The 26,897-nt window shown below is 71.2% G+C and carries 24 protein-coding genes; 2 read left to right on the top strand and 22 right to left on the bottom strand.

Annotated features, from left to right (window positions below):
• Positions 1–8: 8 nt before the first annotated feature.
• The 21 genes from dnaE to GLX25_RS06200 form a co-directional block, all read right to left on the bottom strand.
• Positions 9–3,479, bottom strand: a complete 3,471-nt coding sequence (gene dnaE, locus GLX25_RS06300) for a DNA polymerase III subunit alpha (protein ID WP_155841518.1) — start codon at positions 3,477–3,479, stop codon at positions 9–11.
• A 139-nt stretch (positions 3,480–3,618) separates the two neighbouring features.
• Positions 3,619–4,539 carry an RluA family pseudouridine synthase gene (locus GLX25_RS06295; RefSeq protein WP_166548518.1) on the bottom strand — a complete coding sequence of 307 codons (921 nt, stop codon included), beginning with the start codon at positions 4,537–4,539 and terminating at the stop codon, positions 3,619–3,621.
• Between the two features lies 1 nt (position 4,540).
• Positions 4,541–5,143 carry a signal peptidase II gene (lspA, locus tag GLX25_RS06290; protein ID WP_240898191.1) on the bottom strand — a complete coding sequence of 201 codons (603 nt, stop codon included), beginning with the start codon at positions 5,141–5,143 and terminating at the stop codon, positions 4,541–4,543.
• A complete protein-coding gene (locus tag GLX25_RS06285) occupies positions 5,133–5,804 on the bottom strand; it encodes a DivIVA domain-containing protein (RefSeq protein WP_155841449.1) in 672 nt (223 codons plus the stop codon). The genes lspA and GLX25_RS06285 overlap by 11 nt, the downstream gene beginning before the upstream one ends.
• A 115-nt stretch (positions 5,805–5,919) precedes the next feature.
• Positions 5,920–6,237 carry a YggT family protein gene (locus GLX25_RS06280; RefSeq protein ID WP_166548517.1) on the bottom strand — a complete coding sequence of 106 codons (318 nt, stop codon included), beginning with the start codon at positions 6,235–6,237 and terminating at the stop codon, positions 5,920–5,922.
• Positions 6,238–6,247: 10 nt separating this feature from the next.
• The gene (locus tag GLX25_RS06275; protein ID WP_155841448.1) at positions 6,248–6,724 is read right to left on the bottom strand and encodes a cell division protein SepF; all 477 of its coding nucleotides are present in this window, start codon (positions 6,722–6,724) and stop codon (positions 6,248–6,250) included.
• 39 nt (positions 6,725–6,763) lie between these two features.
• Complete coding sequence (locus GLX25_RS06270; RefSeq protein ID WP_166548516.1) at positions 6,764–7,429, bottom strand: YggS family pyridoxal phosphate-dependent enzyme; 666 nt, start codon at positions 7,427–7,429, stop codon at positions 6,764–6,766.
• A gap of 43 nt (positions 7,430–7,472) precedes the next feature.
• Positions 7,473–8,672 (bottom strand): cell division protein FtsZ, encoded by a 1,200-nt coding sequence (ftsZ, locus tag GLX25_RS06265; RefSeq protein ID WP_155841447.1) that lies wholly within the window; start codon positions 8,670–8,672, stop codon positions 7,473–7,475.
• A gap of 149 nt (positions 8,673–8,821) precedes the next feature.
• Complete coding sequence (locus GLX25_RS19330; protein ID WP_155841446.1) at positions 8,822–9,796, bottom strand: cell division protein FtsQ/DivIB; 975 nt, start codon at positions 9,794–9,796, stop codon at positions 8,822–8,824.
• A 97-nt stretch (positions 9,797–9,893) separates the two neighbouring features.
• On the bottom strand, positions 9,894–11,300 hold the full coding sequence (murC, locus tag GLX25_RS06255) for a UDP-N-acetylmuramate--L-alanine ligase (RefSeq protein ID WP_166548515.1): 1,407 nt from the start codon (positions 11,298–11,300) through the stop codon (positions 9,894–9,896).
• 43 nt (positions 11,301–11,343) lie between these two features.
• Positions 11,344–12,444: an undecaprenyldiphospho-muramoylpentapeptide beta-N-acetylglucosaminyltransferase gene (murG, locus tag GLX25_RS06250; protein WP_155841445.1), complete on the bottom strand. Its 1,101-nt coding sequence runs from the start codon at positions 12,442–12,444 to the stop codon at positions 11,344–11,346.
• Positions 12,441–13,688 carry a putative lipid II flippase FtsW gene (gene ftsW / locus GLX25_RS06245; RefSeq protein WP_155841444.1) on the bottom strand — a complete coding sequence of 416 codons (1,248 nt, stop codon included), beginning with the start codon at positions 13,686–13,688 and terminating at the stop codon, positions 12,441–12,443. The genes murG and ftsW overlap by 4 nt, the downstream gene beginning before the upstream one ends.
• Positions 13,645–15,201, bottom strand: a complete 1,557-nt coding sequence (gene murD, locus GLX25_RS06240; protein WP_155841443.1) for a UDP-N-acetylmuramoyl-L-alanine--D-glutamate ligase — start codon at positions 15,199–15,201, stop codon at positions 13,645–13,647. The genes ftsW and murD overlap by 44 nt, the downstream gene beginning before the upstream one ends.
• Positions 15,186–16,280: a phospho-N-acetylmuramoyl-pentapeptide-transferase gene (gene mraY / locus GLX25_RS06235; RefSeq protein WP_166548514.1), complete on the bottom strand. Its 1,095-nt coding sequence runs from the start codon at positions 16,278–16,280 to the stop codon at positions 15,186–15,188. The genes murD and mraY overlap by 16 nt, the downstream gene beginning before the upstream one ends.
• The gene (locus tag GLX25_RS06230; protein WP_155841514.1) at positions 16,277–17,689 is read right to left on the bottom strand and encodes a UDP-N-acetylmuramoyl-tripeptide--D-alanyl-D-alanine ligase; all 1,413 of its coding nucleotides are present in this window, start codon (positions 17,687–17,689) and stop codon (positions 16,277–16,279) included. Before GLX25_RS06230 ends, mraY begins: the two co-directional genes overlap by 4 nt.
• Positions 17,686–19,230 (bottom strand): Mur ligase family protein, encoded by a 1,545-nt coding sequence (locus tag GLX25_RS06225; RefSeq protein ID WP_166548513.1) that lies wholly within the window; start codon positions 19,228–19,230, stop codon positions 17,686–17,688. The genes GLX25_RS06230 and GLX25_RS06225 overlap by 4 nt, the downstream gene beginning before the upstream one ends.
• A gap of 13 nt (positions 19,231–19,243) precedes the next feature.
• Positions 19,244–21,028, bottom strand: coding sequence for a peptidoglycan D,D-transpeptidase FtsI family protein (locus GLX25_RS06220; protein ID WP_166548512.1), 1,785 nt, complete (start codon positions 21,026–21,028; stop codon positions 19,244–19,246).
• Between the two features lie 56 nt (positions 21,029–21,084).
• Positions 21,085–21,663, bottom strand: coding sequence for a cell division protein FtsL (gene ftsL / locus GLX25_RS06215; protein ID WP_205719839.1), 579 nt, complete (start codon positions 21,661–21,663; stop codon positions 21,085–21,087).
• Positions 21,660–22,613: a 16S rRNA (cytosine(1402)-N(4))-methyltransferase RsmH gene (gene rsmH, locus GLX25_RS06210; RefSeq protein ID WP_155841440.1), complete on the bottom strand. Its 954-nt coding sequence runs from the start codon at positions 22,611–22,613 to the stop codon at positions 21,660–21,662. Before rsmH ends, ftsL begins: the two co-directional genes overlap by 4 nt.
• Before the next feature lie 103 nt (positions 22,614–22,716).
• Complete coding sequence (gene mraZ / locus GLX25_RS06205) at positions 22,717–23,148, bottom strand: division/cell wall cluster transcriptional repressor MraZ (protein ID WP_154344783.1); 432 nt, start codon at positions 23,146–23,148, stop codon at positions 22,717–22,719.
• 394 nt (positions 23,149–23,542) lie between these two features.
• A complete protein-coding gene (locus tag GLX25_RS06200) occupies positions 23,543–23,929 on the bottom strand; it encodes a DUF3040 domain-containing protein (RefSeq protein WP_155841439.1) in 387 nt (128 codons plus the stop codon).
• A 76-nt stretch (positions 23,930–24,005) separates the two neighbouring features.
• On the opposite strand from GLX25_RS06200, the gene GLX25_RS06195 reads away from it, so the two are divergent.
• Complete coding sequence (locus GLX25_RS06195; protein ID WP_166548511.1) at positions 24,006–25,115, top strand: polyprenyl synthetase family protein; 1,110 nt, start codon at positions 24,006–24,008, stop codon at positions 25,113–25,115.
• Positions 25,116–25,127: 12 nt separating this feature from the next.
• On the opposite strand, the gene GLX25_RS06190 is transcribed toward GLX25_RS06195, so the two are convergent.
• Positions 25,128–25,466, bottom strand: a complete 339-nt coding sequence (locus tag GLX25_RS06190; RefSeq protein ID WP_271192451.1) for an Rv2175c family DNA-binding protein — start codon at positions 25,464–25,466, stop codon at positions 25,128–25,130.
• A gap of 132 nt (positions 25,467–25,598) precedes the next feature.
• On the opposite strand from GLX25_RS06190, the gene GLX25_RS06185 reads away from it, so the two are divergent.
• Positions 25,599–26,825 carry a LysM peptidoglycan-binding domain-containing protein gene (locus GLX25_RS06185; RefSeq protein ID WP_155841438.1) on the top strand — a complete coding sequence of 409 codons (1,227 nt, stop codon included), beginning with the start codon at positions 25,599–25,601 and terminating at the stop codon, positions 26,823–26,825.
• Positions 26,826–26,897: the final 72 nt, after the last annotated feature.

Raw genomic sequence — 26,897 nt, 5'->3', positions numbered from 1 at the left:
GCGCGACGTCACGTGAGGCAGTTCGGCCCGAGGAGGCTCTTCAGCTCGCCGTAGAAGTCGGCGCTCACCGAGACCGGGTAGGGCAGTTCGAACACCCGCGCCGTCCGGCCCTTCGTGAGCTTCAGCCGCACCTCGGTGTCGCCGCGGTGCCTTATGAGCACGTCGCCGAGCGCCGTGATCGTGTCGGTCGTGGCGCGGACGTCGGGCAGGGAGATCACGACCGGGCCGGTTCCGTCGTCCGTCCCGACCTCTGGCTCGAACACGCTGTAGGCATGCAGGTTCATGCCGTCGTCGCGCAGGCTCACCCGCCCCCGCACCACGACGATCGAGTCGCCCTTCAGCGCCGGCGCGAACTCCTGGTACGCCTTGCCCATGAACATGACGGTGATCTCGCCCGAGAAGTCCTCGACCTGGATCATGCCGTACTGGTTGCCGGACTGGCGGGCGACGCGGTGCTGCACGCTCGTCACGAGACCGGCGATCGTGGCGACCTCGCCGTCCTGCGTGGCATCCGAGCTCATGAGGTCGGTGATCGTCGTCGAGGCGTGCTTGGCGAGCGTCGCCTCGAGGCCGGCGAGCGGATGGTCCGACACGTAGAGCCCGAGCATCTCGCGCTCGAACGCGAGCTTGTCGCGCTTGGCCCATTCCGGGCGATCGGGCACCGGCGACGGCGCGGACTCCTTCTCGTGGTCCTCGAAGAGGCTGTCGAAGTCGAAGCCCACGTCGCCGTTCTCCTCCGCGCGCTTCTCCTTCACGGCCGCCTCGACGGCGCCCTCGTGGATCTCGACGAGCGCGCGACGCGTGTGACCCAGCGAGTCGAATGCTCCCGCCTTCACGAGCGACTCGACCGTGCGCTTGTTCGCGACCTGGGTCGGCACCTTCTTCAGGAAGTCGTGGAACGTCTCGAACCGGCCCTTCGCATCACGCGACGCACGGATCGCGTCGACGACGTTGAAGCCGACGTTGCGGACCGCGCCGAGACCGAAGCGGATGTCGTCGCCGACGGCGGCGAAGAACCCGATGGACTCGTTCACGTCGGGCGGCAGCACCTTGATGCCCATGCGGCGGCACTCGTTGAGGTAGAGCGCGAGCTTGTCGCGCGCGTCGCCCACGCTCGTGAGCAGTGCCGCCATGTACTCGGCGGGGTAGTGCGCCTTGAGGTACGCGGTCCAGTAGCTCAGCACGCCGTACGCCGCCGAGTGCGCCTTGTTGAACGCGTAGTCGGAGAACGGGAGCAGGATCTCCCACAGCTTCTGGATCGCGGCATCCGAGTAGCCGTTCGCCTTCATGCCGCCCGAGAAGCCCTCGTACTGCTTGTCGAGTTCGGACTTCTTCTTCTTGCCCATCGCGCGACGCAGGATGTCGGCCTGGCCCAGCGAGAATCCGGCCACGCGCTGGGCGATGGCCATCACCTGCTCCTGGTAGATGATGAGGCCGTAGCTGGTGTCGAGGATGTCCCGCAGCGACTCCTCGAACTCGGGGTGGATGGGCGTGATCTCCTGCAGCCCGTTCTTGCGGAGTGCGTAGTTCGTGTGCGAGTTCGCGCCCATCGGGCCCGGCCGGTACAGCGCGATGACGGCCGAGATGTCCTCGAAGTTGTCGGGCTTCATCTGGCGCAGCAGCGACCGCATCGGACCGCCGTCGAGCTGGAAGACGCCGAGCGTGTCGCCCCGCGAGAGCAGCGCGTACGCCTCGGGGTCGTCGAGCGCCAGGTCTTCGAGCACCGGGCGGAAGCCGCGGTTGGCCTCGATGTTGTCGAGCGCGTCGTCGATGATCGTGAGGTTCCTGAGGCCCAGGAAGTCCATCTTGATGAGGCCGAGCGACTCGCACGCGGGGTAGTCGAACTGCGTGACGATCTGGCCGTCCTGCTCCCGCTTCATGATCGGGATGATGTCGATGAGCGGCTCGCTCGACATGATCACGCCCGCGGCGTGCACGCCCCACTGGCGCTTGAGGTTCTCGAGCCCGAGGGCCGTCTCGAAGACCGTCTTCGCCTCGGCATCCGTCTCGATGAGGGCCCGGATGTCTCCGGCCTCCTTGTAGCGCGGGTGGTCCTTGTCGAGGATCCCCGAGAGCGGGATGTCCTTTCCCATGACCGCCGGCGGCATCGCCTTGGTGAGCTTCTCCCCCATGCCGAACGGGAAGCCGAGCACGCGGCTGGAGTCCTTCAGCGCCTGCTTGGCCTTGATCGTGCCGTACGTGACGATCTGCGCGACGCGCTCGTCGCCGTACTTGTCGGTGACGTACTTGATGACCTCGCCGCGGCGACGCTCGTCGAAGTCCACGTCGAAGTCGGGCATGGAGACGCGATCGGGGTTGAGGAACCGCTCGAAGATGAGGCCGTGCTGGAGCGGATCGAGGTCGGTGATCCGCATCGCGTAGGCGGCCATGGACCCGGCTCCCGAGCCGCGGCCCGGCCCCACGCGGATGCCGTTGTCCTTCGACCAGTTGATGAAGTCGGCGACGACGAGGAAGTAGCCCGGGAACCCCATCTGCGAGATGACGCCGACCTCGTAGTCGGCCTGCTTCCGGACGTCGTCGGGGATGCCGGCCGGGTACCGCTCGTGCAGGCCCTTCTCGACCTCCTTCACGAACCAGCTCTGCTCGTCCTCCCCGGCAGGCACCGGGTAACGCGGCATGTAGTTCGCGCTCGTGTTGAACTGCACGTCGCAGCGCTCGGCGATGAGCAGGGTGTTGTCGCACGCCTCCGGGTGATCGCGGAAGAGGTGCCGCATCTCGGCGGCGGACTTCAGGTAGAACTCGTCGGCGTCGAACTTGAAGCGGTTCGGGTCGTCGAGCGTCGAGCCCGACTGCACGCAGAGCAGCGCCGCATGGCTCTTCGCGTCGTGCGCGTGCGTGTAGTGCAGGTCGTTCGTGGCGACGAGCGGCAGGTCGAGCTCCCGCGCGAGGCGCAGGAGATCGTCCATGATCCGCTTCTCGATGCCGAGGCCGTGGTCCATGACCTCGGCGAAGAAGTTCTCCCTGCCGAAGATGTCGCGGAACTCCGCGGCCGCCTGCACCGCCTCGTCGTACTGCCCGAGCCGCAGCCGCGTCTGCACCTCGCCCGACGGGCAGCCGGTCGTGGCGATGAGTCCCTTCGAGTAGGTCTGCAGCAGCTCGCGGTCCATGCGCGGCTTGAAGTAGTACCCCTCGATCGACGCCCGACTCGAGAGCCGGAAGAGGTTGTGCATGCCCTCGGTGGTCTCCGAGAGCAGCGTCATGTGCGTGTAGGCACCCGAGCCCGACACGTCGTCGCCGCCCCCGTTGCCCCAGCGCACGCGGGTCTTGTCGCTGCGATGGGTGCCCGGCGTGAGGTACGCCTCGGTGCCGATGATCGGCTTCACCCCGGCATCCGTCGCCTGCTTCCAGAAGTCGTACGCGCCGAACACGTTGCCGTGGTCGGTCATCGCGACGGCCGGCATGCCCTCGGCCGCGGCGGCCTTCATCAACTCGCCGACCCGGGCCGCCCCGTCGAGCATCGAGTACTCGGAGTGGACGTGGAGGTGGACGAAGGAATCGGCGGCCACAGGGCTCCTCTTCGGTGGTGCTGCGAGCGGGGCTGGGGTGCTTGCAGTCTATTGGCCGCCACCGTCGCGGCGGACTCCGGCGGCGGGCGTTTCAGTCGCCGGAGAGCACGTCGAGCGCGTGCTGCAGGTCGGCCGGGTAGGCCGACTCGTACGTCGTCCACTCCCCCGTGCCGGGATGCACGAACGACAGCTGCCGCGCGTGCAGCCACTGGCGGGTGAGGCCCAGCCGGGCGCTCAGCGTCGGATCGGCGCCGTACATCGCATCGCCGGCGCACGGATGCCGCTGGGCGGACATGTGGACGCGGATCTGGTGCGTCCGTCCGGTCTCGAGGTGGATCTCGAGGAGCGACGCGTAGGGCCAGGCCTCGATGGTCTCGTAGTGGGTGACCGCGTGCTTGCCGTCGGCGGTCACCGCGAACCTCCACTCGGAACGCGGATGCCGCCCGACGGGAGCGTCGATGGTGCCCGCGAGGGGGTCGGGGTGGCCCTGCACGACCGCGTGGTAGATCTTCTCGACCTCGCGGTCGTGGAACGCGCGCTTCAGCGCGGTGTACGCGGTCTCGGACTTCGCCACGACCATGAGGCCGCTCGTGCCGGCGTCGAGCCGGTGCACGACGCCCTGGCGCTCCGGCGCCCCCGAGGTCGAGATGCGGTAGCCGGATGCCGCGAGCGCGCCGACCACGGTCGGCCCCTCCCACCCCAGCGAGGGGTGCGCGGCGACGCCGGCGGGCTTGTCGACGACGACGAGATGCTCGTCGTCGTGCACGATCCCGAGGTCGGGCACCGGGATCGGGTCGACCTCGAGCGTGCGCGGCGGCGTCCAGCTCACCTCGAGCCACGCTCCGGCGCGGAGCCGGTCGGACTTGTCGACCGTCCGGCCGTCGAGGCTGACGCCGCCGGCCTCGGCGAACTCCGCGGCCTGCGTGCGCGAGAAGCCGAGGAGCTTCGCGAGCCCCGCGTCGACGCGGACGCCGTCGAGCCCGTCGGGGACGGGCAGCGCGCGGTGCTCCACGTCAGGACTCGTGCGCCGGCTCGCCGGGTGCGCCGCCCCGGGCCTCGCGGCCGGCGTCGGGGGACGCGGCATCCGTCGCACCGTCGTCGCGGACCGGACGCGACCCGTCGAGGCCGATGCCCCGGATCGTCAGGATCATGAACAGGATCATGCTCGACACGATCGCGATGTCGGCGACGTTGTAGATCGCGGGGAGCATCCACGGCGTCGAGATGAAGTCGATCACGTGCCCGATGCCGAAGGCCGGCTCGCGGAACAGCCGATCGGTGAGGTTGCCGAGCACGCCCCCGAGCAGCAGCCCGAACACGAGCGCCCAGGCGATGGAGCGGATGCGGCGGGCGAACCAGATGATGAAGGTGATCACGCCCGCCGCGAGGATCGTGAAGACCCAGGTCATGCCGCTGGCGAACGAGAACGCCGCACCGGGATTCCTCACGAACTGCCAGTGCAGCACGTCGCCGATCACCTGCACCGTCTCGCCCTCGGCGAGCGTGGTGACGACGAAGTACTTGCTGACCTGGTCGACGGCGTAGACCGTGATCGCGACGCCGACCAGGATCAGCAGTGCGGTGACGCCGAGCCTGGCCCTCTGCTCAGCCGCCAAAGCCCTGGAAGGTCGGTGCGGGCTGCTCGCCGGACGTCGTCTGCGCGTAGCTCGCGCCGCCGACCTGGACCGGCTGGGCCGTGTCGAGATCGCGCAGCTGGCCCTCGATGTAGCTCTTCAGCTTGGCGCGGTAGTCGCGCTCGAAGACGCGGAGCTCGTCGACGCGCTTCTCGAGCGCGACGCGCTCCTGGTCGAGGATGCCCATCTGCGCACGCTGCTTGGCCTCGGCCTCGGCGACGATGCGCGCGGCGGTCGCGTGGCCCTCGGCGATGAGCGCGTCGCGCTTCTCGACGCCCTCGCGGACGTGCTCCTCGTGGAGCCGACGGGCGAGCTGCAGGAGGTTCGTGGTGCTGGTCTGCTCGTCGATCTCGGACTGCGGGACCGCGGTCTGGGTCGGCACGGCGACGGTCGGAGCCGCCGGCGAGGGCTCGGCGTACGTCGGAGCCGGGACGGGCGCGGCGGCGGGGGCTCCGGCACCCTCGGCGGCACGCGACTCGGCGGCGGAGAGGCGCTGACGCAGCTCGTCGTTCTCCTGGTTCAGGCGGCGCAGCTCGACGACCACCTCGTCGAGGAAGTCGTCCACCTCGTCCTGGTCGTAGCCCTCCCGGAACTTCGTCGCCTGGAAGCGCTTGTTGACCACATCTTCCGGAGTTAGCGCCATGGCTTCCCACCCTCAAATCTGTCGAACTGATCGATCACGTTCTGCTAACGGTAGCAAAGAGAGCCTCGCTGATGCAGAGCGTTGGCTGGACGGCGCGCCCCGACCGCGGTCGGGCTCAGGCCGCGGCGGCAGCCCCCGCCGCGAGCCACGACACGACGGTCATCGCGATGATGACCACGAGCATGGCGACGCTCCAGCCGAGGTCCAGGGCGACCTGACCGAGCCGGATCGGCGGGATGAGCCGGCGGAAGAAGCGCACGAGCGGATCCGTGACCGTGTAGACGGCCTCGACGAGCACGAGGACGACCCCGCGGGGTCGCCACGACCGGTTGAATGTCCGCACGAGGTCGAGCACGAACCGCGCCCACATCACGAAGAAGTAGATGAGGAGGAGCGTGTAGACGAGATTCCAGACGACTGCGAGTGCGCTCACGTCCGGGAGTCTACGCGTGCGAGAAGAAGGAGGAGTCCACGTCGCCCTCCGCCTCGCCGGCCTCGCCGGAGACCACCACGTGCGCCGGCGAGAGCAGGAACACCTTGCTCGTCACGCGCTCGATCTTGCCGTGGAGGCCCTGCGAGAGGCCGCTCGCGAAGTCGATGAGGCGACGCGCGTCGCCGTCCGACATCTGGGACAGGTTGATGATGACCGGGACCCCCTCGCGGAAGGACTCGGCGATCACCTGGGCGTCTCGGTACTGGCGCGGGTGCACCGTGAGGATCTCGTTCATCTCCGCCTGCGGGGGTGTCGGTTGCACGTGGTGCTTTCGGAGGGGGGTGACGGCGGCTCCGCCCTTGGGAGCCGGAGCGGGCGCGGCGTGCACGACCGGCGCCGGCGACGCGGCGGCCGGGGGTGACTCCGGCTCGAGTTCCTCGTCGGCGAGTCCCAGGTAGACCATGGTCTTCTTGAGCGGGTTCGACATCGCTGCCTCCGTCAGTGGTTCCGTGCTTCGAGGCTAGCCTCAGGCCGGCCGGTTCCCCGTGATTGCGGTGCCGATCCGAAGGTGTGTCGCACCCTCCAGGATCGCGTCGCGATAGTCGTGCGACATGCCCATCGACAAGGAGGTCGCCGCGGGCGCGAGCGAGCGGACGCGTTCCGAGAGCGCGCGCACGCGCGCGAACGCGGCTCGCGCCGGTTCGTCGAGCGGGGCCACGGCCATCAGCCCCAGCAGCCGGATGCCGGGTGCGGCGAGGACGCGCTCGACCATGGGCTCGAGGTCGTCGGGCGCGACGCCCCCGCGGTTCGGGTCCTCGGTCAGGTTGACCTGGATGAAGCCGTCGACCTCGCCCTCCTCCGACCGGAGCGCGTCGACGAGGGAGTCCCGGTCGATCGAGTGGATGACCGAGGCGTAGGCGCGCACCTGCCGCGCCTTCTTGCTCTGCAGCTGGCCGACGAAGTGCCACCGCAGGTCGAGGTCGGCGAGGGCGCGCGCCTTGGCCTGCGCCTCCTGGTGGCGGTTCTCGCCGATGTCGCGGACCCCCAGGCTCGCCAGCTCGCGGATGAGCGCCTCGGGGTGGAACTTCGTCACCACGATCGTGGTGACCTCGTCGGGGTCGCGCCCGGCGTCCCGGGCCGCGTCGGCGATGCCCGCGCGAACCGCGTCGAGACGATCGGCGAGCGCGCTCACGCGGCGCCGCCCGTGGTGGGACGGCGCCGCGATGTGCGAGCGGTCACTTCAGGAAGTCGGGGATGTCGAGGTCGTCCGAGTCCTCCCCGAACGCCGGGTCGGACACGATCTGGTCGGCGGTCGTGCTCGCCTCGCCCCAGTTGGCGGTCTCGACGAGCTCCTCGATGTCGATCTCGGTGATGCCCTCGACCGCCTCGCCGGCGAGCAGCCCCGCTCCCGCTCCGCCGGCGCCGCCCGCGCCGACCACCGCGGGCACGGCGCTCGTCTGGCGCACCTCGGCGGGTCTCGGAGTCGGGTCTCCGCCGTCGAACCCGGCGGCGATGACGGTCACGCGGACCTCGTCGCCGAGCGTGTCGTCGATGACCGCGCCGAAGATGATGTTCGCCTCGGGGTGGACGGCCTCCTGGACGAGCCGCGCGGCGTCGTTGATCTCGAAGATCCCGAGGTTCGATCCGCCCTGGATGGAGAGCAGCACGCCGTGCGCGCCGTCGATCGAGGCCTCGAGCAGCGGACTCGCGACCGCCAGCTCCGCCGCCTTGATCGCCCGGTCGGCTCCCCGCGAGGAGCCGATCCCCATGAGCGCGGAGCCCGCCCCCTGCATGACCGACTTCACGTCCGCGAAGTCGAGGTTGATGAGGCCGGGGGTCGTGATGAGGTCGGTGATGCCCTGCACACCGGCGAGGAGCACCTGGTCGGCGGTGGCGAACGCCTCGAGCATCGAGATCCCGCGATCGCTGATCTCGAGCAGGCGGTCGTTCGGCACGACGATGAGGGTGTCGACCTCCTCCTTCAGTCGCGCGACGCCCTGCTCGGCCTGGGTCTGCCGGCGCTTGCCCTCGAAGCTGAACGGCTTGGTCACGACGCCGATCGTCAGTGCGCCGATGGACTTGGCGATGCGGGCGACGACGGGAGCGCCGCCCGTGCCGGTGCCGCCGCCCTCGCCCGCGGTGACGAAGACCATGTCCGCGCCGGCGAGCGCCTCCTCGATCTCCTCGGCGTGGTCCTCCGCCGCGCGCCGCCCGACCTCGGGGTCGGCGCCCGCGCCGAGCCCGCGCGTCAGGTCGCGGCCGACGTCGAGCTTGACGTCGGCATCGGACATGAGCAGCGCCTGGGCGTCGGTGTTGATCGCGATGAACTCGACGCCGCGCAGGCCGAGTTCGATCATGCGGTTGACGGCGTTGACGCCGCCTCCGCCGATGCCGACCACCTTGATGACGGCGAGGTAGTTCTGGTTTGTCGACATGTCCGGCCCTCTCTGCGAACTCTGAACCCTGAACCTCTACTCGAAGGTTAAAGTTTTGCCGAGTATGCAATTCCTGAATCGAAGGTAGGGGCGTGCACCTCCGGCTCCGCCTCGGCGGGCCCGGCGTGTCGCGATCCCGGCCTCCCGGATCACCCGGTGACCGGGTTCAGCGGCGCGGAAACGTCGTACCGGGCGACCTGATCGGCCGGCGCCGCCGCCATGAGGTCCATGAGGACGGTCGACTTCAGCGCCGCGTCCTCCGCGTTCCCCCAGATCACGCTCGCCCCGCCGGCCAGTTCGAACCGGACGTCGTCGGCCGAGTCCGCGGTGACCGACGCGATCCCGGACCGCAGCTCGGCCGGAAGGCTCCGCAGCACGCGCCCGGCGGCGCGGAACGACGGCTCGTCGACGCCGCCCTCGACCTCGATCAGCGGGAGACCGTCCGGCACCGCGTCCACGCGCTCCACGACGACGCCCGCCGCATCCACCGCCATGAGACCCGAGGAGGTGTCGAGCACCCCGACCGGCGTGCGCTCGACGATCCGCACGACGAGGGTGCCGGGCGGGACGGTCTCGGTCGAATAGGTCTCGATGAGCGGGAACGCGGAGAGCGCGCGCTGGACCTCGTCGGGCGCGATGAGCGGCAGCGGCGTGCCCACGCGGTCGTCGAAGGCGGCCCGGACGTCCGCCACGGCGATCCGCGACGTGCCCTCGACGCGCACCTCCCGGAGCGCCATGAGCGGCGAGTACGCGATCGCGACGGCGGCGACCGCGATCGCGACCACCGAGGCGATCACGCTGATCCACGTGGCGCGACGGAGTCGGCTGCGTCGGGTGAAGCGGCGCACCTCCTGCCGCTCGTACCTGCGTCGGGCCCGCTCGGCCGCGGCCAGGGCGCGCCGGGCGGCCCGGTCGTCGCGCTGGGACGGGCCCGTGGCATCCGCACCGCGTCCCCCGTCGCGTCCGTCGCCGTCGCGCGCACGGTCCGCGTGCGCCGCGACGCCGCCCACGGGCAGCACGATCGGTTCGGTCGCGCTCCCGTCCCGGTCGCCCGGCGCGGGCTGCGCGGTCGCGACCCGGCCGGTCCGCGCGCCGCGGGCGCCCGAAGCGCCTGGGGCCGACACGGCTCCCCCGTGCGACGCCGTCACCGTCGACGACCCGGCACGGCCTCCAGCGGGTCGCGCCCCGTCGAATCCCTGCGGCCGCTTCACGGGTCTCCGATCAGGCGTCCCGCTCGCGTTCGAGCGATCCGAGGAGCTGCGGCACGATCCGGTACACGTCGCCGCATCCGAGCATGATCACGAAGTCGCCGGGCCGCGCGATGCGCGCGGTGTGGTCGGCGGCGTCCTGCCAGTCGGCGATGAACGCCACCCGCTCGGCGTGCTCGAACCGCTCGCTCACGAGGGCGCCGGTCACTCCCGGCTCCGGGTCCTCGCGGGCGCCGTACACGTCGAGCACGACGGTCTCGTCGGCGTAGCGCTCCAGGACCTCGGCGAACTCCTTCGCGAACAGCCGGGTGCGGCTGTAGAGGTGCGGCTGGTGCACGGCGATGATCCGGCCGTCGCCGACGACGGTGCGGGCCGCGGAGAGCGCCGCCGCGACCTCCGTGGGGTGATGGGCGTAGTCGTCGTACACGCTGACCCCGTCGACCACGCCGTGCAGCTCGAACCGCCGACCGGTGCCGGCGAAGCGCGAGATGCCCTCGAGCGAGGCGGCCGGGTCGAATCCCAGGCCGACGAGGACGGCGAACGCGCCCGCCGCGTTGATCGCGTTGTGCCGGCCGGGGATCCGCAGCTGCGCACGATACGTCTCGCCCGCGTGGTCGACCGCGAACGACACCGGTCCGTCGGTGGAGATCGAGTGCACGCGCACCGTCGCGTCCGCGGCCTCGCCGAACGTGAGCACGCGCTCGTGCGAGAGCCGATGCCGGACGCGCGTCGCACCGGCGTCGTCGGAGGAGATGACGACGAACTCGTTCGCCCGGTCGGCGAAGTCGACGAACGCCTGCTCGAACGCGTCGAGCGAGCCGTAGTGATCGAGGTGGTCCGGATCGACGTTGGTGATGAGCGCCACCGACGTGTCGTAGAGGAGGAAGGAACCGTCCGACTCGTCGGCCTCGACGACGAAGAGCTCGCCCGAGCCGGATGCCGCGCTCACGCCGAGCTCCTCGATGACGCCGCCGTTGACGAAGCTCGGGTCCTCGCCGAGCGCGAGCAGCCCCGTGATGATCATGCCCGTCGACGTGGTCTTGCCGTGCGCGCCCGCGACCGACACGAGTCGCTGCCCGGAGATCACCGAGGCGAGCGCCTGCGAGCGATGCAGCACCGGCAGGCCCCGCGACAGCGCCAGCCGGTACTCCGGGTTGTCCTGCCAGAGGGCGCCGGTCACGACGACCGTGTCGACGTCGTCGGGGAGGTTCTCCGCGGCGTGGCCGATCGCGATCGTCGCACCGAGCTCGCGCAGCGCCGCGACGTTCGCCGAGTCGCGGACGTCGGATCCGGTCACGCGGTGGCCGGCGCCGAGCGCGAGCCGCGCGATGCCGCTCATGCCCGACCCGCCGATGCCGACGAAGTGCACGGCGCCGAGGTCGGCGGGGATCGCGATGGAGGGGTCGGGCTTGATCGTCACGGTGTCGCGGTGCTTCCTGGAGAGGGGTTCGGACGGTTCAACGTTACGCGCCCGCGGCGCCGGGGGTGCCGTCGCGGCGCAGCGCGCCGTCGACGAGTTCGATCATGCGGTCGGTGCCGTCGAGGGCGCCGACGGATGCCGCGGCGCGGGCCATCCGCTCGAGTCGGTCGCGATCGGCCAGCATCGGGACCACCTCGCGGGAGACCTGCTCGGGCAGGAAGTCGGCATCGTCGACGAGGATGCCGCCGCCGGCCTCGACGACGCCCGCCGCGTTGAATCGCTGCTCGCCGTTGCCGACCGGGTAGGGGACGTAGACGGCGGGGATCCCGAGCGCGGAGAGTTCGCTCACGGTCGCGGCCCCGGCCCGGGAGACCGCGGCGTCGGCGATCGCGAGCGCGAGGTCCATGCGGTCGGCGTACTCGACCATCCGGTAGTCGGCGATGCCGGGGTCGCCGACCTCGGACTTCGCACCGGTCACGTGGAGCACCTGCCAGCCCGTGCCCGTGAGCGTCGCGGCGCTGTCGACCGTCGTGCGGTTGATGCGCCGGGCGCCGAGCGAGCCGCCCGTGACGAGCAGCACCGGCCGCGCCGGATCGAGTCCGAAGAACTCGGCGGCCACCGGGCGCTGCGCCCGGCGGTCGAGGGCCTCGATCTCGCGCCGGAGCGGCATCCCGACGAACTCGGCGTGCGGCAGCGGCGTCCCCGCGAAGGCGACGCCGACGCGTGCCGCGAATCGCGCGCCGAGCCGGTTCGCGAGGCCGGGCCGCGCGTTCGCCTCGTGGATCACGACGGGGATGCCCGCGCCGCGCGCGGCGAGGTAGGCGGGCGTCGACACGTAGCCGCCGAAGCCGACGACCACGTCGACGCCGCGAGCGGCGATCATCGCGCGGACGTCGGCGATCGAGCGTCGGAACCGCGACGGGAAGCGGAGCGCCGCCCCGTTCGGCCGGCGCGGGAACGGGACCTTCTCGATCGTGAGCAGCTCGTAGCCGCGAGCGGGCACGAGCCGGGACTCGAGGCCCTCGGCGGTCCCGAGCACGAGCACGCTCGCCTCCGGGTCGCGCTCGCGCAGGCGATCCGCGACGGCGAGCAGGGGGTTCACGTGGCCGGCGGTGCCGCCGCCGGCGAGGAGGTACGTCGTCATCGCGATCGGGTCGCCTTCGAGGTGCGACGCGCGGGGGCCTTGGCGTTCGCGCGGGCGGGCACGCCCGGATCCCGTGCGACCGAGAGCACGACGCCGATCGCGAAGAGGGTCGTGAGGAGGGCGGTGCCACCGGCCGACACGAGCGGAAGGGGGACACCGAGGACGGGGAAGACGCCGAGCACGACACCGATATTGACACACGCCTGCCCGACCACCCACACGAGGACCGCCGCGGCGACCGTGCGCCCGAACGGGGTCGCGGCCGAGCGCATGACCCTGGCGAGCGCGACGGCCAGCACCACGAAGAGCCCGATCACGACGACGGCGCCGATGAGGCCGAGCTCCTCGCCGATGATCGCGAAGATGAAGTCGTTGTCGGCGGCGGGCAGCCACGACCACTTCGCCGCCGAATTGCCGAGGCCGACGCCGAAGACGCCGCCGTTCGCCATCGCGAACGTGCCGTGCTGGATCTGCCAGCAGTCGCCGAGGTTGTACCTCGCGCAGTCCTCCTCGAGGAACGCGGTGATCCGGCGCATCCGGCTCTCGCTCGAGACCGCCACGAGCGTGAAGGCCGCCGCGCCGAACAGCACGGGCACCGCGAGCAGCCGCAGCGGCACGCCGATCAGGAAGAGCGTGCCGAGCAGCATCGCCGCCATCACCATGACCGTCCCGAGGTCGCCGCCGAGCAGCACCAGCCCGATGGCCCCTCCCCCGACGAGCAGGATGGGCATGACGCCCTTGCCGAAGTCGCCGAGGTGGTCCTGCTTCTTCGTCACGATGAGGCCGAGCCAGAGCACGAGCGCGACCTTGATGAGCTCGGACGGCTGGAACTGCACGGGCCCGAGCCGCAACCAGTTCGTGTTGCCGCCGACCTCGACGCCGAGCGGCGTGGCCACGACGAGCAGCTGGAGGATGCAGGCCACCCCGAGCACGAGCCAGGCGATCCGCATCCAGAACCGCTCCGGCATCCGGCCGGCGAGCAGCATCACGGGCACCCCGATGAGGGCGTACGTCGCCTGCTGCGCCGCGCGCGAGGTGAAGTCGCCGTCGTTCGCCAGCGCGGACTCGACCTGGGAGGACGAGAGCACCATGACCAGGCCGAGCACGACGAGGAAGAGCACCGTGCCGAGGAGCAGGAAGTAGTCCTTCGACTCGGGTCGGAACGCACCGAGTCGGATCCGGGCGGCGAGCCCGGTCGGCTCAGTCCGCTTGGCCGGGCGGGTCGTCCGAGGCGGGCTGGTCATGCCCCTCCTCTCCGAGCCGGTCGCGGACGGCCTCGTGGAAGCGCCGGCCGCGGTCGGCGTAGTCCGCGAACTGGTCCATCGATGCCGCCGCGGGCGCGAGGAGCACGGTGTCCCCCTCCTCTGCGACCGAGGCCGCGAGGGCGACCGCGTCGGGCATCACGCTCTCAGTGTCATCCGTCTCCACCTCGAGGAGCGGCAGTCCGGGCGCGTGTCGGCGGAACGCCTCGACGAGCGCCGCACGATCGGCGCCGATCACCACCGCCGCGCGGAGTCGCGGAACGTGGCGCGCCACGAGCGCGTCGGCGTCGACCCCCTTCAACAACCCGCCGACGATCCAGACGACCGGGCCGAACGCCTGCAGCGACGCCTCGGCCGCATGCGGGTTCGTCGCCTTCGAGTCGTCGATCCAGCGGATGCCGCCCGCCGTCGCGACCGTCTGGATGCGGTGCGCATCGAGCCGGAAGCCCGCGAGCGCGTCGTGGATCGCGGCGACCGGGACGTCGATCGAGCGCGCGAGCGCGGCGGCCGCGAGGATGTTGGCGACGACGTGCGGGACGGCGAGGCCCTGCGGCTCGAGCTCCTCGAGCGTGGTGAGCTCGAGCGCCGCGGTCCGCCGGTCCTCGAGGAACGCCCGGTCGCAGAGGATGCCGTCCACCACGCCGAAGTCGCTCGGTCCCGGGGTGTCCAGGCCGAACCCGATCGCACGCGCGCCCTCCTCGACCTCCGCGTCCTCGACCATCGAACGCGTCGCCTCGTCGGCGCGGTTGTACACGCACGCCACCTTCGTGTTGGCGTAGACCTTCGCCTTGGCGTCACGGTACGCCCCCGGCGAACCGTGCCAGTCGTAGTGATCGTCGGCGAGGTTGAGGCAGACGCTCGCGACCGGGTGCACCGCGCCGGGACCGCTCGTCGGCAGGTGGTGGAGCTGGAAGCTCGAGAGCTCGACGACGAGGACGTCGTACCCCGCCGGGTCGCGGACCGCGTCGAGCACGGGCACGCCGATGTTGCCGCACGGCGCCACGCGCACCCCGCCCGCCGCGATCAGCGTCGCGGCCAGCTGCACGGTCGTCGTCTTGCCGTTGGTGCCCGTGACGAGCATCCACTCGGACGCCATCACCTTGTCGCGCACGCGCCACGCCAGCTCGATGTCGCCCCAGACGGGCACGCCCGTCGACGCCGCCCACCGGAGCACGGGGTGGTCCGGTCGGAATCCCGGCGAGACCACCACGAGGTCGGGGGCGGATGCCGCGAGCTCGTCGGGCACGGGATCGAGCGGGTGCACCACGAAGTCGACCCCGATCACGTCGAGGATGCGAGCGCGCTCGTCGTCCGGCGAGGCCGCGTACACCGTCACCCGCGAACCGAGCTCGGCGAGGGTGTCGGCCACGGCGAACCCCGTCACGCCGAGCCCGAGGACGGCGACGCGGAGGTCGCGCCATCCGTCGGCGTGCCAGCTGGTCAGCCCTTCGAGGCGTGCGGCCCCGGCCGCGGCATCCGTCAACTCTGCAGCCATTCGAAGTAGAACGCACCCACGCCCGCCGCGACGAAGAGGCCGCCGATGATCCAGAAGCGGACCACGATCGTGACCTCCGCCCACCCCTTCAGCTCGAAGTGGTGGTGGATCGGGCTCATCAGGAAGATCCGCTTGCCGCCCGTGACCTTGAAGTACGCGCGTTGGACGATGACCGACCCGGCCTCGATGACGAAGAGGCCGCCGATGATGAGCAGCAGCAGCTCGGTCTGGCTGGTCACCGCGAGCGCCGCCAGCGCGCCGCCGAGCGCGAGGGATCCGGTGTCGCCCATGTAGATGTGCGCGGGATTCGTGTTCCACCAGAGGAATCCGACCACGGCACCGACGATCGCGGTGGCCACGATCGCGAGGTCGAGCGGGTCGCGCACGTCGTAGCTGCGGTACAGGTCGCTCGGGTTGAGGTTCTCGCTGAACCGCGACTGGTTGAACTGCCAGAAGCCGATGATGATGAACGAGCCGATCGCGAGGATCGATGCGCCGGAGGCGAGGCCGTCGAGCCCGTCGGTGACGTTCACGCCGTTCGAGGCGGCCGCGGTGATGAGCACGATCCAGACGACGTAGGCGATGATTCCGACGACCGTGCCGAGGACCATGAAGTCGAGCGGCAGGTCGCGGATGAACGAGATCTTCGTCGAGGCCGGCGTGGCCCCCTCGGCGTTCGGGAACTGCAGCGCGAGCAGGGCGAAGACGGCGGCGACGAGGGTCTGGCCGGCGATCTTCGCCCAGCCGCCGAGCCCGAGGCTCTGCTTCTTGCGCGTCTTCAGGAAGTCGTCGAGGAATCCGACGAGGCCGAGTCCGACCATCATGAACAGCACGAGCAGCCCGGAGGCGGTCGGTCCGTCCCCCACCAGGGTCGTCGCGATGAAGTACCCGAACAGGGTGCCCAGGATGAAGATGATGCCGCCCATCGTGGGCGTGCCCCGCTTCACGTGGTGCGTCTTCGGACCGTCGTCGCGGATGAACTGGCCCCACCCGAGTCGCGTGAACAGCCGGATGAACAGCGGTGTCAGGAACAGGGTGAACGAGAGCGACAGGGCTCCGGCGGTCAGAAGTGCTCTCACGCGAACCATTCTCCCAGTCGGTCGCCGAGGTGGCGGAGGCCCGCCGAGTTCGACGATTTCACGAGCACCGTGTCCCCCGGTCGGGCCATCCCGGTCACCAGGTCGAACGCCTCGTCGGCCGTCTCGACGTACGCCGACTCGCCGTCCCACGAGCCCTCGTTGATCGTCGTGATGTGCAGGCGACGCGCGCCCTCCCCCACGACCACGAGCTGCGAGATGCCGAGTCGGACCGCGAGCAGGCCGATGCGGTCGTGCTCCTCGCCCGAGAACTCGCCGAGCTCGCTCATCTCGCCGAGCACCGCGATGGTGCGCGCGCCGGGCCGCTTCACCTGCGCGAGCGTCTTCAGCGCCGCCGCCATCGAGTCGGGGCTCGCGTTGTACGCGTCGTTGATCACGGTGATGTCGTCGCGGCCGCCCATGACCTGCATGCGCCACTGCTCGGCGAGCGTGACGCGCTCGAGGCCCGCGACGATCGTGGCCAGCGGCACGCCGAGTTCGAGTGCGGCGGATGTCGCGGCGAGCGCGTTCATGACGTGATGCTCGCCGAGCACGGAGAAGCGCACGCGCGCGGACTCCCCGTCGGGCGCGGTGACCGTGAACTCGGTGCCCTGCGGGTGCACGACGAGCTCGCCGGCGCGGACGTCCGCGCCCTCGCCGAGCCCGAACCACACGACCCGGGCGGCCGTCCGATCGGCCATGGGCACCACTCGCGGGTCGTCCGCGTTCAGCACCGCGACATCCGTCGGCAGCAGGTCGGTGACCATCTCGGACTTGGCCTGGACGGTCTTCTCGATGCCGCCGAACTCGCCGGCGTGGGCGAGGCCGACCTTCAGGACGATGCCCACGTCGGGGCGGGCCATCCGGATCAGTCGCGCGATCTCGCCGACGCCCGACGCGCCCATCTCGGCGACCAGGAACTCGGTCTCCTCGGTGAGTTCGAGCATGGTCGTCGGCGCACCGACCTCGTTGTTGTAGCTCTTCCGGGCGGCTACCGTCGGGCCGACCTGCTCGAGGACGGTGCGCAGCAGGTTCTTGGTGGTCGTCTTGCCGTTCGAGCCGGTCACGCCGACGATCCGCAGGCGACCGAGCGCGCGCACGCGCCGGACGACCTCCGTCGCGAGGCCGCCGAGCGCGTCGACGGAGTCCTCGACGACGATCTGGGCGACGGGGAGGTCGAGGAGGTGCTCGACGACGAGGAGCGACGCACCCTGCGCGACCGCGGCGGGTGCGAAGCGGTGCCCGTCGTCGAACTCGCCGCGCTTGGCGACGAAGATCCCGCCCGGCTCGACCTCGCGCGAGTCGGTGGTGACGGCGCCGCCGACGACCGTCTCGGGCGACGCGTCGGTCCCGGCCGGCTCGAACCGTCCCGAGGTCGCCGCCGCGATCTCGGACATGGTCAGCGCGATCATTCGAGCCACCCCGCTTCCTGCAGTGCGAGCCGGGCGTCGTCCCGGGCCGAGTACGGATGCTTCACTCCGGCGACCTCCTGGTAGTCCTCGTGGCCGGGCCCCGCGTAGAGGACGGCGTCGCCCTCGCCGACGAGCGCGAGCGCGCGCCGGAACGCGGCGCGCTGGTCGGCGATCTCGTGGATCTCGCGATCGGGCACGGCGGCCCTCGCGCCGGCGATGAGCGCGGCGCGGATGGCCGCCGGGTCCTCCCACCGGGGGTGGAAGTCGGTGATGACCAGCACGTCGGCGCCGCGCGCCGCGATCGCCCCCATGTCGGCGCGCTTCGTCGTGTCGCGGTCGCCGTCGGCGCCGAAGACCATCACGACGCGCCCCTCGGTGGTGCGGCGGATCGCCTCGAGCGCCTGCGCGAACGCGTCGGGCGTGTGGCCGTAGTCGATGTAGACCACCGGGCCGCGCTCGCCCGAGACGCGCTCGGTCCGGCCCGGAATGTAGGCGTCGATGCCCTGCTCGCCGACCGTCGCGGCGATCAGGTCGAGGTCGTATCCCGCCTCGACGAGCATCACGATCGCGAGGGCCGCGTTCGCGGCGTTGTACCGGCCGATGAGCGGGATGCCGGTCTCGAGCGATCGACCGCCGGGCCCCTCGAGCCGGAACGCGGTCCGGATCGGGGTCTCCTCGAGCACCTCCAGGTGCCAGTCGGCGTCCACGCCGGGCTCGGTCGCCAGGGTCGCGACCGGGATGCGCGACTCCGCGACGAGGCGCTCGCCCCACTCGGAGTCCACCGTGACGACGCCGCGACGGGCCCGATCCGGCGTGAACAGCTCGCGCTTGGCGTCGAAGTACTCGACCATCGACGTGTAGTCGTCGAGATGGTCGTGCGAGAGGTTCGTGAAGCCGACCACGTCGAACACGATGCCGTCGACCCGGTGGCGGCTGAGCGCCTGCGCGGAGACCTCGATGCCCACGGCACGCACGTCGACCTCTCGCATGCGCGCGAGCAGCGCATGCAGCTCGCTCGCCTCGGGGGTCGTGAGCGAGCTCGTCACCGCCTCGTCGCCGATGCGACGCTCGGCGGTCGACGTGAGCCCGGCGGTGACGCCGAGCTGCCGGAGCACCGCGTAGAGCAGGTAGACGACGCTCGTCTTGCCGTTCGTGCCGGTGACGCCGAACAGCGCCGCCGGATTCTCGGCCGTGCGGTGGATCCATGCCGCGACCTCGCCGAGCGCGGCTCGCGCGTCGTGGGTGACGAGCACGGGGATCCCGGCGTCGACCGCACGCTCGGCGCCCGCGGCGTCCGTGAGCAGCGCGACGGCGCCGTTCGCCGCGGCCTGGGCGACGTAGTCGGCCCCGTGCGCGTGGCGACCGGGCACGCCCACGTACAGGTCGCCGCCGTCGACGGCGCCCGAGGCGATCGCGACGCCGGTCACGTCGAGGTCGTCGATCCCGCCGCGCACCTCGAATCCGAACGCATCCGCGAGGCCGCGGAGCGATCGGGGACTCGGGTGCTGCGGCCGGAGTGCCGTGGGAGGCGATCCGGTCACGAACCCAACTTTCTCACCAGGTGGCTGGCAACTCGGGCGCCTGGGCGCCGGACGGAACGGTCCGATACTTCTTGAGCACCTGGCTCATCACCTGCTGGAAGACGGGAGCCGATGCGGCGGACGAGTTCATCTTAACGGGGTTCATGATGCTGACCGAAACGACGAACTCGGGGTCGTCCACCGGCGCGAAGCCCGATACCGACACGAGGTAGCCCGACTGGTACCCGCCGTTGCCGTCGGGCACCTGCGCCGTTCCCGTCTTGGCGGCGACGCGGTACCCGGGGATCTCCCACTGGTCGGCCAGCCAGCCGTTCAGGTAGACCTGCTCGAGCATCCGGCTCGTCTCGTCCGCCGCCTTCTCGGACACCACGCGCCGCCCCTCGTCGGCCGGCGCCTCGGTGACGGTGCCGTCCGCGTGGCGACACCCGTCGACGAGCGTCACCGGCATGCGCACGCCGCCGTTGGCGAGCGTCTGGTAGGCGCTCGTGATCTGGATCGCCGTCGTCGTCAGGCCCTGGCCGAACATCGTCGCGTACTTGGTCTGGTTGTCCCAACCGTCCGGTCCGCCGTGGAGGTCGCCCGGCTCCTCCCCCGCGAACCCGACTTCGGACACCTCGCCGAGGCCGAAGTCGCGCATGTCCTGGTAGCGGCGCTCGTCGCTCACCTTCTCGCCGAACATCGACATCGCGGTGTTCGAGGAATCGATGAGCATCCCCGTCATCGTGTAGTTCGTCGGGCCGTGGTAGTGGCTGTCGTTGATGTTCGCGCCGTTCGGCGGGAGGTACCGGTAGTCGGCCGTGACCCCGCTCGTCGGGGACCCCTCGCCCGCGTCGATGACCGACGCGGACGTCAGCGCCTTGAAGGTCGACCCGGGCTCGAACGGTGCCGAGAAGGCGCGCGAGCCGCGGTCCGAGGCGTCGGCCGAGCTCGGCGAGTTCGGATCGACCGTCGGGACGTCGGCGACCGCGAGCAGCTTGCCCGTCTTCGCCTCCATCACCGTGACGGTGGCCCAGTCGGCACCGGTCTCGGCGACGCGCGCGGCGGCGATGCGCTGCACGAAGTACTGCAGGTCGGCGTCGATCGTGAGCTGCAGGTCGCCGCCGTCGTGCGCGGTCGTGTTGACGACCTCGGAACCGGGGATCGCGACCCAGTCCTTCAGGCTGTGCAACCAGGTCATCTCACCGTCCTCGCTCGCGAGGCACGCATCCTCCGAGTACTCCAGGCCAGCGCCCGGCTCGCCTTCGTCGGTGACGAAGCCGAGCAGGTTGCCGGCGACCGCGCCGTTCGGGTACCGCCGGCTCGGCACCTCCTCCGAGTAGACGAAGGGGATGCGCAGCGCCTTCACCTGCTCGTACACGTCGGTGTCGACCCGCTTCGCGACATAGGAGAAGTCGGCGCCCGGATCCTTCGCCAGCTCGCCCTCGATCTGCGTGCGCAGCTCGCCACCGGTCCGGCCGATCACCGCGCCCAGTTCGCCGAGGGCGTCGTCGAGCGGCACGTCGGTCTCCTCGCCGTCGGACCCGGTGCGTTCGAACGACTCCGTCGCCATCGCCTGCTTCGGCGAGATCGTGATGTTGTACCGCATCGCGCTCTCCGCGAGCACGGTGCCCTCGGCGTCGAGGATCTCGCCGCGCTCGCCGTAGATCACCCGGGTCTCGGACCGCACGTCCTTCGAGGCCTCGTTGAGCTCGGCGGCGCGCACGACCTGGATGTCGACGAGCCGCACGACGAACCAGCCGACGATCAGCACGAGGGCCAACCCCGCGGCGACGATGCGGCGCATCGGGTGGCGGCTCACTCGGTTCATCGGCTGGTTCGCTCCGTCCGGCGTCGGGTGGTGGTGCGGCTGCCGCGTCAGTGCGTCGCCGGCGTGGGAAGACCGCCCGTCAGCGCCGGCGGAGCGGCAGGCGTGCCGTCCGCGGGCGTCGCGGGCTTCCCCTCCCCGCCCTTCGCAGTCTCCCCCGCGCCGCGCTCCGTCACGAGCGGCACGCCGTCGATCAGGGCATTGGGCACGAGGGCGGTCGACGAGGGCGCTGCTCCGGCCGCCGCGGTCGGGTCTCCGAGCACCGCGCCGTCGGAGAGCCGGAGGTACACCGGGGCGGCGTTCGGGACCATGCCGAGCGCCTCGGCGTTGGCCGCGAGGAACTGCGGCGACTCCAGTCGATCGAGGTCGTCGGAGAGCTTCTGCTGCTCGCGCTGCAGTTCGCCCTGCCGGAGGAGCTGCTCGTCCATCTCGTACGCGCCCTGGGTCATCGCGATCGACAGCAGCAGCTGGACCACCGCGATCGCACCGATCGAGGCGAGTGCGACGACGGCATAGGCGAGCCGCGGACGCGCGCGACGCGCGCCCGGCTCGGGGGCCGGGCGGAGCCGGGGCGCCGCGGTCGGCGCCCACCGCCTGGCGGGTCGGGTCTGGGCCGGCAGTGCGCTCACGACGGCCTCCTCACTCGTTCCGCGGCGCGCAGGCGCACCGGCTTCGCACGCGGGTTCTCCGCCTGCTCGGACTCGCTCGCGAGCTCGGCGCCTCGGACGAGGAGCCGGAACTGCGGGCGGTGCTCCGGAAGCTCCATCGGCAGCCCTGCGGGAGCGGTGGAGGTGGATGCCGCGGCGAGGACGCGCTTGACCAGGCGATCCTCGAGCGACTGGTAGGACAGCACGACGATCCGGCCGCCCACTGCGACGAGGTCGAGCGCCGCGGGCAGGGCCCGCTCGAGCACCGAGAGCTCCTCGTTGACCTCGATCCGGAGCGCCTGGAAGACGCGCTTGGCGGGATGCCCCGCACGCTGCACGGCAGCCGGGGTCGCGTCGTGCAGCACCTCGACGAGCCGGCCCGAGCGGGTGATCGGCGACTCGGCGCGCGCGCGAACGATTGCTCGGGCGTACCGCGCGGCGAGCTTCTCCTCGCCGTAGTCGCGGAAGATCCGGCGAAGGTCGTCCTCCGAGTACTCCGCGATGACGTCGGCCGCCGTCCTGCCGCGCGTGGAGTCCATGCGCATGTCGAGCGGCGCGTCCTTCGCGTACGCGAACCCGCGCTCCGCGCGATCGAGCTGGAGGGAGGAGACGCCGAGGTCGAACAGGATCGCGTCGACCTCTGCGAACCCCTCGCCGTGCACGGCCTCGGCGATGCCGTCGTAGACGGTGTGCACGAACCGGGCCCGGTCGCCGAACGCGGTGAGGCGCTCCTCCGCGATCGCGATCGCGTCGGTGTCGCGGTCGAGGCCGACGGCGATCGCGTTCGGGAAGCGCTCGAGCACCGCGCGCGAGTGCCCGCCCATGCCGAGCGTCGCATCGACGTACACGGCGCCCTCGCGTTCGAGCGCCGGTGCCAGGAGCTCGAGCGTGCGCTCGAGCATCACCGGGGTGTGGATCCGTTCGATGTCCATGAATCTCCCTCCTTCCGGGCCTCCGGGTCCCGATCCCCATCCGTTCGTCCTGCTGCGGGGAAGTGCAGCAGGCTCGCACGGCTGGGAGTCGGGGCCCGGGGACTCAGAAGAGTCCGGGGATCACCTCCTCCGCCGTCTCCGCGAAGGCCGCCTCCTGCTCGGCGAGGTACGTCTGCCACGCCGTCGCATCCCAGATCTCCACCCGGCTCCCCGCTCCGATGACCGTCAGGTCTCGGTCGAGCCCCGCATACGCGCGGAGGTTCGCTGGGATGGTGACCCGATGCTGCTTGTCGGGGGTCTCCGCAGAGGCCCCGGAGAGGAAGACGCGCATGTAGTCGCGCGCCTGCTTGCTCGTGACGGGGGCCTGGCGGATCTTCTCGCTCATGTCCTCGAACTCCCGCGCGCTGAACACGTAGATGCAGCGCTCCTGACCTCGCGTGAGCACGAGGCCGTTCGACAACTCATCCCGGAACTTCGCCGGAAGAATGACGCGACCCTTCTCATCGAGCTTCGGTTCGTAGCTTCCGAGGAACATCACGTCACCCCCATCCTCCGGCCAGGAACCAGGTGCGGTCCCCACTTTACTCCACTACCCTCCACTGAACAACGACATTCCTCCGTTTTCACCCCTTCGGACTCAGTGCAGGCCCGGATTCTCAGGCTTCTCGCAGGTGGAGGGAAGTGGATGGCGCGGGGGCGTACCGAGGCCGGGAGAAGCACCATTCCGCACCCGGAAGGGCCGACTCAGGGTGCGACGGGGGCGCGACCGACCCCTCGCATGCCGCGGTGGCGGGAAGTGGAGGGGTGCGGCGCGTCCCGGTGGAGGACCGTCCGTCGAACGCCGTCATCCGCGGGGCAAGCGCGCACACGAAGAACGGGCTGATCCGAGATCAGCCCGTCAGTCGGTTCCGGTCAGTGGCGCGCGACGGTCAGTCGCGACCCTCCTGTCGGCGGTCCCAGCGCTCGTTCAGTCGGTCCATGAAGCCGGCCTGCGGCTTGGCCGGCTTCGACGACCCGCCCGTACCGGGCATCGGCGTGGCGGCCGAGCCGCGGCGCTTCGACGGGGTGATGGCGACCAGGACGCCCACGAACATCAGCGCGAAGCCGAGCACCCCGATGACCGTGATCTGGGAGGCGACGCCGCCGATGAGGGCGCCGGCGCCGGCGACGGCGAGCAGCACGCCGAGCACGATGGCCCGGTAGTTCGGGCGTCCGCGCCCGGCACCTCCGACGGTCGCGACGAAGTCGGCGTCGTTCTTGTAGAGGTTCCGCTCCATCTCCTCGAGAAGGCGCTGCTCCTGCTCCGAAAGCGGCATCTCATTCCCCTCAGTTCTCGGGACCGACGCTTCGTGACGCCATTCTAGTCCTCCGCGGCCTCGCTAGGCTAGGCGGGTGGCCCTTGCTCCCCGACTCGTCGATGCGGTGAACGAACGCCTCGAGGAGTTCCTCGCCGACCGTGCAACCATTCTCCGCTCGATCAGCGACGACCTCGACCCGCTGGCGGCATTCTCGAAGCGGTTTCTCAGCGGAGGCAAGCGCTTCCGGGCGCGGTTCTGCAGCCTCGGGTTCGATGCCGTCCGCGGGAGTCGACGGGAGCAGTCCGCCGGTGCCACCGCCGAGCGCTACGCCGTCGTGTCCGCCAGCGCGGCGCTCGAGGTCTTCCACGCGGCAGCGCTCGTCCACGACGACCTGATCGACAACTCCGACACGCGCCGCGGAGCGCCGGCCGCCCACCGCGTCTACGAGGCGCAGCACCGCGACGGCCGCTGGGCCGGCCACGCCGAGGAGTACGGGCGGGCGACCGCGATCCTGCTCGGCGACCTGCTGCTCGGCTGGAGCGACGAACTGCTCGACGAGGGACTCGCCGCCCTCCGCGACCCGGCGGCCTCCCGCGAGACCCGCCTCGAGTTCAACCGGATGCGCACGGAGGTCACCGTCGGCCAGTACCTCGACATCCTCGAGGAGCGCGCCTGGCTCGCGCATCCCGAGGCGGAGCAGCGCTCCCGTGCCGAGCGGGTCGTCGTCCACAAGTCCGCGAGGTACAGCATCGAGGCACCGCTCGTCATCGGCGGCGCCATCGCCGGCGGCGCGACGCCCCAGATCGAGTCGCTGCGGGCGTTCGGGCTCCCGCTCGGCATCGCGTTCCAGCTGCGCGACGACCTCCTCGGCGTCTACGGCGATCCCGCGGTCACCGGCAAGCCGGCCGGGGACGACCTGCGCGAGGGCAAGCGCACGGTGCTGGTCGCGATCGCCCGCGAACGACTGTCGACCGGACAGCGCAGGCTGCTCGACGAGCTGCTCGGCGACCCCACCCTCGACGCCGCGCAGGTACGGATGCTGCAGGACACGATCCGCGCATGCGGCGCCGTCGACGAGGTCGAGGCCGAGATCGCGTCGAACACGGACCGCGCCCTGGCCGCGCTCGGGTCGGGCGACCTGGACGGCGAGGCGGTCCGAGACCTCACCGACCTCGCTCGCGCCGTCACGCGCCGCGAGAGCTGACCCGCGGGTCGATCACGCCAGCGCCTGGGCGACCCTCCGCACTTCGGACTTGCGTCCGGCCCTGAGCGCCGCGATCGGCGTCGTGCCGAGGCTGTCCTCCTCGGCGAGGAACCACGCGAGTGCCTCGTCGTCCGAGAATCCCGCATCGGCGAGGACGATCGCCGTTCCGTGCAGTTCGGGCAGCGGCGCATCGTCGCGGAGGAAGGCCGCGGGCACCTTCAGCACTCCGTCGATGCGCGCCGCGAGGAGGTGCCGGTCGTCGATGAGACGCCGGATCCGTCCCGGGCTCTGGCCCAGGCGTTCGACGAGCTCGGGAACGGTCAGCCACTCGGTCTGTTCGACGTCGGTCACGGCACCAGCCTGCCACGAAGGGGCTCCCGTCGGAACCGCCGGACCCGCGCTGCGCGACTCGCGGCGATGAGATTGACTCGCCATCTCGGCCGTGAGACCGTGACGGCATCCGCTCGCAGGCGGAGGGGGAACATGAGGCAGTACCGGGATGACGAGCCCGCGGGGGGCGCGCCGGGGTCGGGCGATCGGTCCCCGAGGCTCCGGAGGATCGGCGTCCGCCGGCTCCTGACCGTCCCGGTCGCGGTCGTCGGCGCGGTCGCCGTCACCCTCGGGATCACCCAGCCCGCTGACGCCGCACCGCAGACCGTGAAACGCCAGCCGAAGGCGAAGGAGACGCGCGGCGCGCCGACGCCCCGCCAGACGGCGCCTGCCGCCGCCTCGATCCCGCACGAGGTGGTCGTCGCGCAGGGCGACACCGTGAGCGCGATCGCCGGACGATACGGACTCTCCACCGCCGAGGTGCTCGCCGAGAACGGGCTCAGCTGGTCCAGCCTGATCTTCCCCGGCCAGCGCCTCGCGCTGCCCGGCGGCACGCCGGCCGTCGTCGCGACTCCGGACGCCGGCATCGCGAGGCACATCGTCGCGCCGGGCGACACCATGATCGCGATCGCCGCCGAGTACGGCCTCGACGTCGAGGTCCTGCTCAGCGCCAACGGACTCGGTCGCGCGAGCCTCATCTTCCCCGGACAGGCGATCACGATCCCCGGCGCAGGGCGCGCCGAGCCATCCGCCGACCCGTCATCGGCACCCGAACCGGCACCGACGCCGGGGCAGTCGCACGTCGTCGTCGAAGGCGACACCCTCATCGGGATCGGCGAGCGGTACGGCGTCGGGCTCGATCGGCTCCTCGAGCTCAACGGGCTGACCGCGTCGAGCGTCATCGTCCCCGACCAGCGCATCGTCGTCCGGGCAGCGATGGTCGAAGCGTCGAACGTCGCGGCGCTCGACGTGCGCCTCGACGAGGAGATGCGGGCGAACGCCCGGGTCATCGTCGACGTGGGGCGGTCCCTCGGGATCCCCGATCGGGCCATCGTGATCGCCCTCGCCGCTGCCGCGCAGGAGTCCGGCCTCCGCAACGTCCGGCACGGCGACCGCGACTCGCTCGGGCTCTTCCAGCAGCGCCCCAGCCAGGGTTGGGGCACCCGCGACGAGGTGCTCGACCCCGTCCGGGCCGCGACGGCCTTCTACGGCGGGCCGACGACCCCGAACGACGGCCGGACGCCCGGACTGCTCGACATCCCCGGCTGGGACGGGATGTCGGTGACGGATGCCGCGCAGGCGGTGCAGCGCAGCGCCCACCCGAAGCACTACGCGAAGTGGGAGTCGTCGGCGCGCCGGTGGCTCGACGAACTCGGCTGAACGGAGGGCTCCGTCCGTTCGTCACGATGCCGTTTCGATCCCGAAGGTCCCGGCGTTTGTTCACCGAACGGC

It is taken from the genome of Agromyces luteolus (genome assembly GCF_009729855.1).
Classification (GTDB): Bacteria; Actinomycetota; Actinomycetes; order Actinomycetales; family Microbacteriaceae; genus Agromyces; species Agromyces luteolus.
Note: the sequence above shows the minus strand (reverse complement) of the source record. Positions and strands in the feature narration are given on the sequence as shown.

Coding starts and splice junctions, on each gene's coding strand:
- rsmH (WP_155841440.1), bottom strand. CDS start 22,613: ATGGACATCGAACGGATCCACACCCCGGTGATGCTCGAGCGCACGCTC.
- GLX25_RS06185 (WP_155841438.1), top strand. CDS start 25,599: ATGAGGCAGTACCGGGATGACGAGCCCGCGGGGGGCGCGCCGGGGTCG.
- murG (WP_155841445.1), bottom strand. CDS start 12,444: ATGACGACGTACCTCCTCGCCGGCGGCGGCACCGCCGGCCACGTGAAC.
- GLX25_RS06230 (WP_155841514.1), bottom strand. CDS start 17,689: ATGATCGCGCTGACCATGTCCGAGATCGCGGCGGCGACCTCGGGACGG.
- dnaE (WP_155841518.1), bottom strand. CDS start 3,479: ATGCTCGACGGGGCGGCCCGGGTCGGCGAGTTGATGAAGGCCGCCGCG.
- GLX25_RS06200 (WP_155841439.1), bottom strand. CDS start 23,929: ATGCCGCTTTCGGAGCAGGAGCAGCGCCTTCTCGAGGAGATGGAGCGG.
- mraZ (WP_154344783.1), bottom strand. CDS start 23,148: ATGTTCCTCGGAAGCTACGAACCGAAGCTCGATGAGAAGGGTCGCGTC.
- GLX25_RS06275 (WP_155841448.1), bottom strand. CDS start 6,724: ATGTCGAACCCGCTCAAGAAGACCATGGTCTACCTGGGACTCGCCGAC.
- ftsZ (WP_155841447.1), bottom strand. CDS start 8,672: ATGTCGACAAACCAGAACTACCTCGCCGTCATCAAGGTGGTCGGCATC.
- GLX25_RS06285 (WP_155841449.1), bottom strand. CDS start 5,804: ATGGCGCTAACTCCGGAAGATGTGGTCAACAAGCGCTTCCAGGCGACG.
- murD (WP_155841443.1), bottom strand. CDS start 15,201: ATGGCTGCAGAGTTGACGGATGCCGCGGCCGGGGCCGCACGCCTCGAA.
- ftsW (WP_155841444.1), bottom strand. CDS start 13,688: ATGACCAGCCCGCCTCGGACGACCCGCCCGGCCAAGCGGACTGAGCCG.